Annotated in this window: 7 protein-coding genes, 1 tRNA gene and 1 pseudogene; 3 read left to right on the forward strand and 6 right to left on the reverse strand. The window is 68.0% G+C overall.

Going from position 1 to position 6,523, the window contains the following annotated elements:
• Window positions 1-97 precede the first annotated feature (97 nt).
• The 3 genes from GTY84_RS00805 to GTY84_RS00815 are packed head-to-tail and all read right to left on the reverse strand — an operon-like array spanning window position 98 to window position 1,678.
• On the reverse strand, window positions 98-940 hold the full coding sequence (locus GTY84_RS00805) for a helix-turn-helix transcriptional regulator (RefSeq protein WP_161224039.1): 843 nt from the start codon (window positions 938-940) through the stop codon (window positions 98-100).
• On the reverse strand, window positions 937-1,470 hold the full coding sequence (locus GTY84_RS00810) for a DUF6879 family protein (RefSeq protein ID WP_161224040.1): 534 nt from the start codon (window positions 1,468-1,470) through the stop codon (window positions 937-939). Before GTY84_RS00810 ends, GTY84_RS00805 begins: the two co-directional genes overlap by 4 nt.
• 4 nt (window positions 1,471-1,474) lie before the next feature.
• Window positions 1,475-1,678 carry a hypothetical protein gene (locus GTY84_RS00815; protein WP_161224041.1) on the reverse strand — a complete coding sequence of 68 codons (204 nt, stop codon included), beginning with the start codon at window positions 1,676-1,678 and terminating at the stop codon, window positions 1,475-1,477.
• 422 nt (window positions 1,679-2,100) lie between these two features.
• Here GTY84_RS00815 and GTY84_RS00820 point away from each other — a divergent pair.
• A pseudogene (locus GTY84_RS00820) lies at window positions 2,101-2,313 on the forward strand (site-specific integrase); the annotation flags it as partial.
• A gap of 71 nt (window positions 2,314-2,384) precedes the next feature.
• Here the strand turns inward: GTY84_RS00820 and GTY84_RS00825 are convergent.
• From GTY84_RS00825 to GTY84_RS00835, 3 genes are all read right to left on the reverse strand, one after another.
• Window positions 2,385-2,457: transfer RNA gene (locus GTY84_RS00825), tRNA-Arg, on the reverse strand.
• 267 nt (window positions 2,458-2,724) lie between these two features.
• Window positions 2,725-3,813, reverse strand: coding sequence for a hypothetical protein (locus tag GTY84_RS00830; protein WP_237531937.1), 1,089 nt, complete (start codon window positions 3,811-3,813; stop codon window positions 2,725-2,727).
• A 346-nt stretch (window positions 3,814-4,159) separates the two neighbouring features.
• Complete coding sequence (locus tag GTY84_RS00835) at window positions 4,160-4,918, reverse strand: hypothetical protein (RefSeq protein WP_237531938.1); 759 nt, start codon at window positions 4,916-4,918, stop codon at window positions 4,160-4,162.
• A 98-nt stretch (window positions 4,919-5,016) separates the two neighbouring features.
• On the opposite strand from GTY84_RS00835, the gene GTY84_RS00840 reads away from it, so the two are divergent.
• The gene (locus GTY84_RS00840) at window positions 5,017-5,820 is read left to right on the forward strand and encodes an ISAs1 family transposase (RefSeq protein WP_345943292.1); all 804 of its coding nucleotides are present in this window, start codon (window positions 5,017-5,019) and stop codon (window positions 5,818-5,820) included.
• Window positions 5,821-6,309: 489 nt separating this feature from the next.
• Window positions 6,310-6,523: transposase (locus GTY84_RS00845; RefSeq protein ID WP_161224043.1), on the forward strand; the 214-nt coding region annotated here is incomplete at its 3' end.

The following is a 6,523-nucleotide window of genomic DNA, read 5'->3' on the forward strand; positions in this document are numbered from 1 at the left end:
CTTGTCGGCGCAGGCCTTCCGCACGAAGTGCGTGGGTTGCCTGTCGGTCGGATTGCGCGGGATTGCACGGGACGCCAACGGGGTTGTGGCCGTTTGCTCAGGTTGCCGCGATCGAGCCGCGGGCGCGGGCGATCAGCCGGTGGGCGCGGGGACCGTAGGCCGCGGCTTCGTCGAGCTGGTCCCAGACGCGCCCGTAGAGGGTGAGGTCGTCGGCAGAGTCGTACTGCAGCTCTGTGTTGATGGTCTCGACGACGACCCGCTGTTCGTCGAAGATCCAAAAGCCGTGCTTCGGGGTGAGCCGCATCGGCGCACCGAGCGGCACGATGCCGAGCTCCACCGTGGACACGCCGATGAGCCCGACGAGACGATCGAGCTGGCCGGCCATCACCTCGCGGTCGCCGACGACAGCATGCAGCGCGGCCTCCCAGATCAGGATGCGGAACAGCTTGCCCGGCTCGTACAGCACCTCTTGGCGGCGCATGCGGGCCTGTACGGCGGCGTCGGTGTCCCTGGGGGAGCGCATCAGCTCGGCGTTCTGCACGAGCAGCTGGCGGGCGTAGGCGGGCGTCTGGAACAGACCGGGGATGACGCTCGCCTCATAGCCGCGCACGGTGGCGGTGCGCTGGTACTCGACGACGTACCGGTCCTGCACGGGCGCGTGCCCCGCGGAGAGTTGGCGGCGCCAGTGCCGCTGCCGCGACTCCAGGCCCCGCAGGCGGGCTTGCAGCTCGCCGGCCTGCTCGGGAACGCCCACGGCCGTGGCCCATGCGTCCAAGTCGGCCTCGGTGGCCGTCTGGCGGCCGTTCTGGAGCCGGGACACCTTGGAACGCTGCCAGCCGAGGCGGGCCGCGAGCGTCTTCCCGTCGATGCCGGCCTCGGCGCGGAGCTCACGGAGCCGCGCGCCGAGGGCCTCCCGGCCGTGCTGAAGGTCGCTGCTCACGCGGACGAACGTACCTGCGCCCACACCTCCGCAGAAGGGCGTGCGGCGGCAAGGGCAGCATCCCGGGCCCGGCAGGCGGCCAACACCTCGACGGGGTCGTCGACCAGCTCGACGCCGACCGTGGTGTCGGCGGCGTCGATGTGCATCCGCACCAGGGTCTGCGAGTCGAACAGCCAGAAATCCGTGTCGGGCAGGCCGAGTGCCTCGGCGTCGGCGCGGGTCAGGACGCGGATGTCCTCGCCTGCGTCGACGTTCCCGGCCGCGGTCGCCATGAGGAACCGCTGTCCGCTGGTGGGCGGTTCGTCGACGAAGCGGACGCGGGAGAACCGCGCCCCCTGCTCGGCCTTGGCCCGCACGTTCAGATTCCACGGGTGATCCGGCTCGGGCTGCGGTGCGATGGCGCGCACGAACGCCTGATAGCGGGCGCCGGCGCGGTCGGTGGCGTAGCCGCGGCGGGTCTCCAAACGGAACGCCGTGTGCTGGAACTCGGTGAACAGGTGGGTGATCTCCTTGAAGGGGATCAGCGGCACGGGGTCACTCCTTGGGCGCGAAGCGGGTGAGCAGCTCGCGCGGGATGACGACAGAGCCCTCCTTGACGCCGAGGTCGCGGAGCTGAGAGAGGTGTTCGGCGTCGGTGAGGTTGTCGCCCTGGACCACGATGTCGCCGGTCTCGACGACCTCGTACAGCGTCGGGCAGTTGCCGTGCTCGCTGGTGGTGCCGATGAACCTCAGTGTCATGGGTGCCTCCGGTCGGCCGGGTCGGAGGTCCAGCATGCGACGGCCGGCGGGCCAGTTGGTGGCGATTGCCGAGGACTGCGCAGCGGGCGAAAGGCGCATCCCGTGTGCGCAACCCGCGCAATCGCCCGGCCCGACACCCGGGATGCCTACCGCAGCGGTGACGAGCCCGCCCGCCCCGAGTCGCCGAAGCAGAAGCGGCGCCCGCTCCCGGAGAGAGGCAGGGGCCGCTCGGGATCTCCGTTCCGGGATGCACGCGCACCTGCCTCCCTATGCGGCCGGCCGCCGCCAGAAGACCAGCCTATGAGCTGGCGCGCCGGCTTGTCCCGCGTAGATCCCCCTGATGCGAGCACCGATCAGGGAGTGTGCGACGCGGGTGAAGGAGCGGTAGCGGTTGAGGTTGGCGGCCATCCGGTCGGCCACAGTCCGCCGGTCTCCGCGTGAACCGCCTGGACGATGCCCGGCACGGCCATACTTCTCACGGCGGCCGGGGTCGCACCCCGTGTCGTGATGGAGATCCTGGGCCACTCGCAGTCAGGATCACCATGGACGTGTACACGCACGTCGTGCAGGACACCCGGCGCGAGGCCATGAGCCACATGAATCGGCTGCTGCGGAGGCGTCCCGGTCGTCAGTGACCGCCCTCGTTGATGTCAGAAGTGGATGTCAAAGGCCCCGGACCATGATCGGCCCGGGGCCTTCTGCCCGGTGCCCCCGGCAGGATTCGAACCTGCGACACCCGCTTTAGGAGAGCGGTGCTCTATCCCCTGAGCTACGGAGGCGGGGATCTGTACAAAAATGTGTCTAAAACGGCGCAATGCACGGAGCCGGTTCTTGACATGTTTTGGACAGGTTGGTGATCGACCGGTGAGGGTCTGCTCGCCGCCGCCAGTGTAGCGGGTGGCGTGCTCGATGTACGGGGGTGTGGCGGGCTAGGGATCTTGTCCTGTGACCGGGTTCTGGGGTGGGGGCCTGTGGAGGGTGTCAGGAGTGGAGTGCGTTGAGTGCCCGGGTGATCGAGTTGTTCAGCCAGGCGTAGCCGAGGTAGATCAACAGGGCTCCCCGGGCGCCATATGCCGGGACTCGCTCATGGGGTAGGCCTGGTCGAAGCGGGAGTGGATGGACTCGCTGTCCTGGCGGAAGCCTTTCAGGCGGCGGCCGGCGGGGGTGCTGGGAGGTACCTGGCGGAGATGTTCGGTGCGGTTGAAGCGCTGCTTCTTCGTCTTCGGGTCGACCTGCCTGTCCTCGTCGGTCTCGTCGACGCGAATCCGGATCTGGTGTGTCTTGGTGGGGCAGGGGATGGTGATGCGGTGGTAGAAGCGGGTGCTGTTCTTTCCATCACGGCACTCGAGTTCTTCGACGGGCAGAGGCGTGTAGAGCGTCTCGTTGCCGTCGATGAAGCGGCGCTCGCACACTCTGCCCTCGGCGACGTAGAGGTCGTGGGAGCAGGAGCCGTCCTTGTGGCGCAGGAGCGACTGGGGCGTGAGCCCGTCGTGCTGTGGGGTGAACACGACGAGGCCTTCGGCGATGAGGGGTGCGCGGTGCTTGCCGCGCAGGGCGGCGTCGTAGGTGACGGCCTTGGTGCCGCGGGCGCGCTTGAGGATGCGCTTGACCATGGCGACCAGGGCGACGCCTTCCGATTCGCGTTCGGGGTCTTCCTTCACAGATTTGTGGCGGATGGATTCCAGGGCGAGGATCACGCGGCTGTGAGGGGTGGCGGCCAGGCGCACGGCGGTTGAGAGGAACTTGTTGCCGTAGACCTGCTTGCCGCCGCCTTCGATGCAGATGCCGGCGTCTTCGTCGACGCGGCGCTGGCGGATCTCGCCGGTCCTCTTGTCGACCGTCTCGTGTTCGGAATGCCCGGAGGGAGGTCTTGCGACGGTGGCGTCGCCGTGGAGGACCTGCTGGCGCTCGGGGCGGACGCGGCTAGTTCTTTTGCTGGTTTCGCAGAGCATGCCGTGCGCCAGGGCCTGCTCAATCCACAGGTCGCTGCTGATGTCACGATCTTGTCGTGAGCGGGCTTGAGGTGCCGCCGGAAGTAGTGATTCCAGTTGCTGCGGGTGGGGCCGGTCGGCCGCAGTGCGTCTGCGGCCTCGTCGCCCAGGTGTGTGCGGATTGCTGAGCGGATGCGCTTCCACCAGTCCTCATCCTGGAAGTGGGCAGCGGTCGCGCGTGCGGAGCCGAAGACGGAGATCGAGCACAGGAAGATCAGGTAGATGACGGGGGGATGGTGCGGAGGTCGGCCGACCGGTCGGGGCCCGGGCAGGGTATCGGCCGCGGCGTAGAGGTCCGGGTTATTGATCAGGTAGGCGAAACGGCGGTTGGTGATCAGGTGCGGGGCTTGCGGCCCGTGCAGTTCTGGTGGGTCGCTCTTCGCTCCGAAGGTGTCGTTGGGGATCGTTCCGTAGATGTACGGCGGCGAGGTGTTCTTGGGCTTGCGGGTGGTCTTGGACGTGCGCTTGGGGCGCGTGGCCCTGTGGGGTGTCATCGCGGATCTCCGCCGATCTTCCAGGCCAGTCCGGCGAGGTCGGCGGCGTTGTCTAGGGACGAGAGGCCGAGCCTTCGGGCGACTTCGGAGATCTGGCCGGTCTGCAGCAGCACCTGGCGGGCGACGTAGCGGGTGATGTCGCGGGGTTCGACCCTGCGGGCGGTGGTGGCGAGGCCCGAGAGCCGTGCGATGTCGTTGAAGCCAGCGCCGACGTTGGCCTGCGCCGCGTACGGGGTGGAGGAGTCGCTGGTGACGAGGCGGCGCTGGCCTGGCCGGTGCTCGGCTAGGTAGTCGGTGCGCAGGCGGAGGGCGCGGACGGCCCAGGGGCTGAGCGGGTAGGTTCTGGGGGTGGTGCGCGAGTTGCCTTCGGTGGTCACGGTGGCTAGTGCGAGGTCCAGGTCGCTGGGGGTCGCCTGAGCGGTCTCGGCGCTACCGAGGCCTGACAGCAGCAGGGCCAGCAGGGCAGCATGCCGGGTCGCAGGCATGCCGCGTTCGGAGTGCAGGGGCACGGCCTGGGTCATGCCGAGGGCCCGGGCGTGCGCGAAGAGGGAGGCGAGGGCGGAGCGGCGCTGCCGCCGTGTGCTGTCTTTCGGAACGAGGATGATGTTGTCGTGGCGGTCGCGGCCGGGCGCGCCCATGAACGAGTCGGTCAGTTGTCCGGTGACATCATCCATTCGGTGGATACCCTGGGCGTCGGCAAAGACGTCGAACCGTTCACTGATCTGGATGTAGAGGTCGACTCTCTCGATGGCCATGTCGCCGTCGGCTGCCTGCTGCAGCCACTGACGGCTGACTTCGAACAGCACCCGGCGGACTGCTCGCGCGCGTCGACGGCGACGCCCTGGACCGGGCGGTGGGCGGCTGGCTCGCCGACCGCTGCCCCGTCGGCTCCGGGTTGCGCGGACTGTCCGTGGACGGCAAGTCGCTGCGCGGCGCGGCCAGGGCGAGGGGACGGAAGATCCACCTTCTTGCGGCGGTGGAGCACAACACCGGCCTGGTCCTGGCCCAGTTCGACGTCGGTGAGAAGACCGGCGAGACCACCTGCTTCCAGCCGCTGCTGGACACCGTCGCCGACCTGGCCGGGACGGTCGTCACCAGCGATGCACTGCATACCCAGCGCGAGCACGCCGGCTACCTTCTGGGCCGGCGGGCCCACTCCATCGCGATCGTCAAGGGCAATCAGAAGAAACTGCGCAAGCAGCTGAAGTCCCTTCCCTGGAAGGGCATCCCGCTCCAGGGCCGCACGCGCGGCAGCGGCCACGGCCGCGTGGAGATCCGCCGAATCAAGGTCGCCACCGTGAACAACCTACTCTTTCCCGGCGCCTGCCAGGCCGTCCAGATCAAGCGCCGCCGCACCGACCGCAAGACCGGCAAGACCACCGTCTACGCGGTGACCAGCCTGGCCGCCGAGCAGGCCGCCCCCGCCCGGCTCGCACAGCTGGTCCGGGATCACTGGAAGATCGAGGCCCTGCACCACGTCCGCGACACCACCTTCGCCGAGGACGCCTCCCAACTGCGGACAGGCAATGCACACCGAGCGATGGCGACTTGGCGCAATCTCGCCATCGGCGCCATGCGGCTGGGCGGCGTCAAGAACATGGCCGCCGGCCTCCGCCGCAACGCCTGCCGACCCCTCGCGTTCCTCGGCCTCGCATGATTACAAACCGGACGTCATCCAGTCTTTGCTGAAGCCCTGGGTCCGACGGCTGAGGTTCATCTACTCTGTCGTCATGGCATGCAGGGTATGTGGCTCGATGGGCACAACAACCGCACATGTCCGGGTGAACACCCCACGTGTCCGAACTGTGGTAAGCCGACAGCCAACATGAGCGACTACTCCGAGCGACACGACAGCGATTACTGCTCTCCGTTTACCTCCTCCGATTGCTGGGGTGACGCGCGGTGACAGCGCTTGTCTGTACAGGGTGTGACGATCCCGTCGAGAACGCGACTGACTGGGACGACGAGTCTCAGATGTGCAGCGCTTGCTATGAAGTCAGCGGCGGCCCCACGTACTGCTGCGGCGTTATGTACGACGATGACGAAGACACCTGTAGGAGTTGCGGCGACCCGCTTTAAGAACTCCTAACGAAATGATCTTTGAGGTGGTTGGATCACTCCGGGACTGTTGATCCGGGGGTGTGGGGTGGCTCGGCCGAAGCCGTGGGATGTTGATGACGCGTTGTGGGCTGTGGTCGAGCCGCTGCTGCCGAAAGTGGAGCGTCGGGCCCGGCATCCCGGGCGCAAGCGGCACCCGGACCGTCTGGTCTTCCAGGGGATCCTGTTCGTGCTGCACACCGGGATCTCATGGGAGCATCTGCCGCAGGAACTCGGCTTCGGGTCGGGCATGACGTGCTGGC

The organism is Streptomyces sp. SID8352 (assembly GCF_009862265.1).
Classification (GTDB): Bacteria; Actinomycetota; Actinomycetes; order Streptomycetales; family Streptomycetaceae; genus Streptomyces.

What these genes read in the sequence shown, in the direction of transcription:
- GTY84_RS00815 (WP_161224041.1), bottom strand. Translation starts at nt 1,678, where the DNA reads ATGACACTGAGGTTCATCGGCACCACCAGCGAGCACGGCAACTGCCCG.
- GTY84_RS00835 (WP_237531938.1), bottom strand. Translation starts at nt 4,918, where the DNA reads ATGGCCATCGAGAGAGTCGACCTCTACATCCAGATCAGTGAACGGTTC.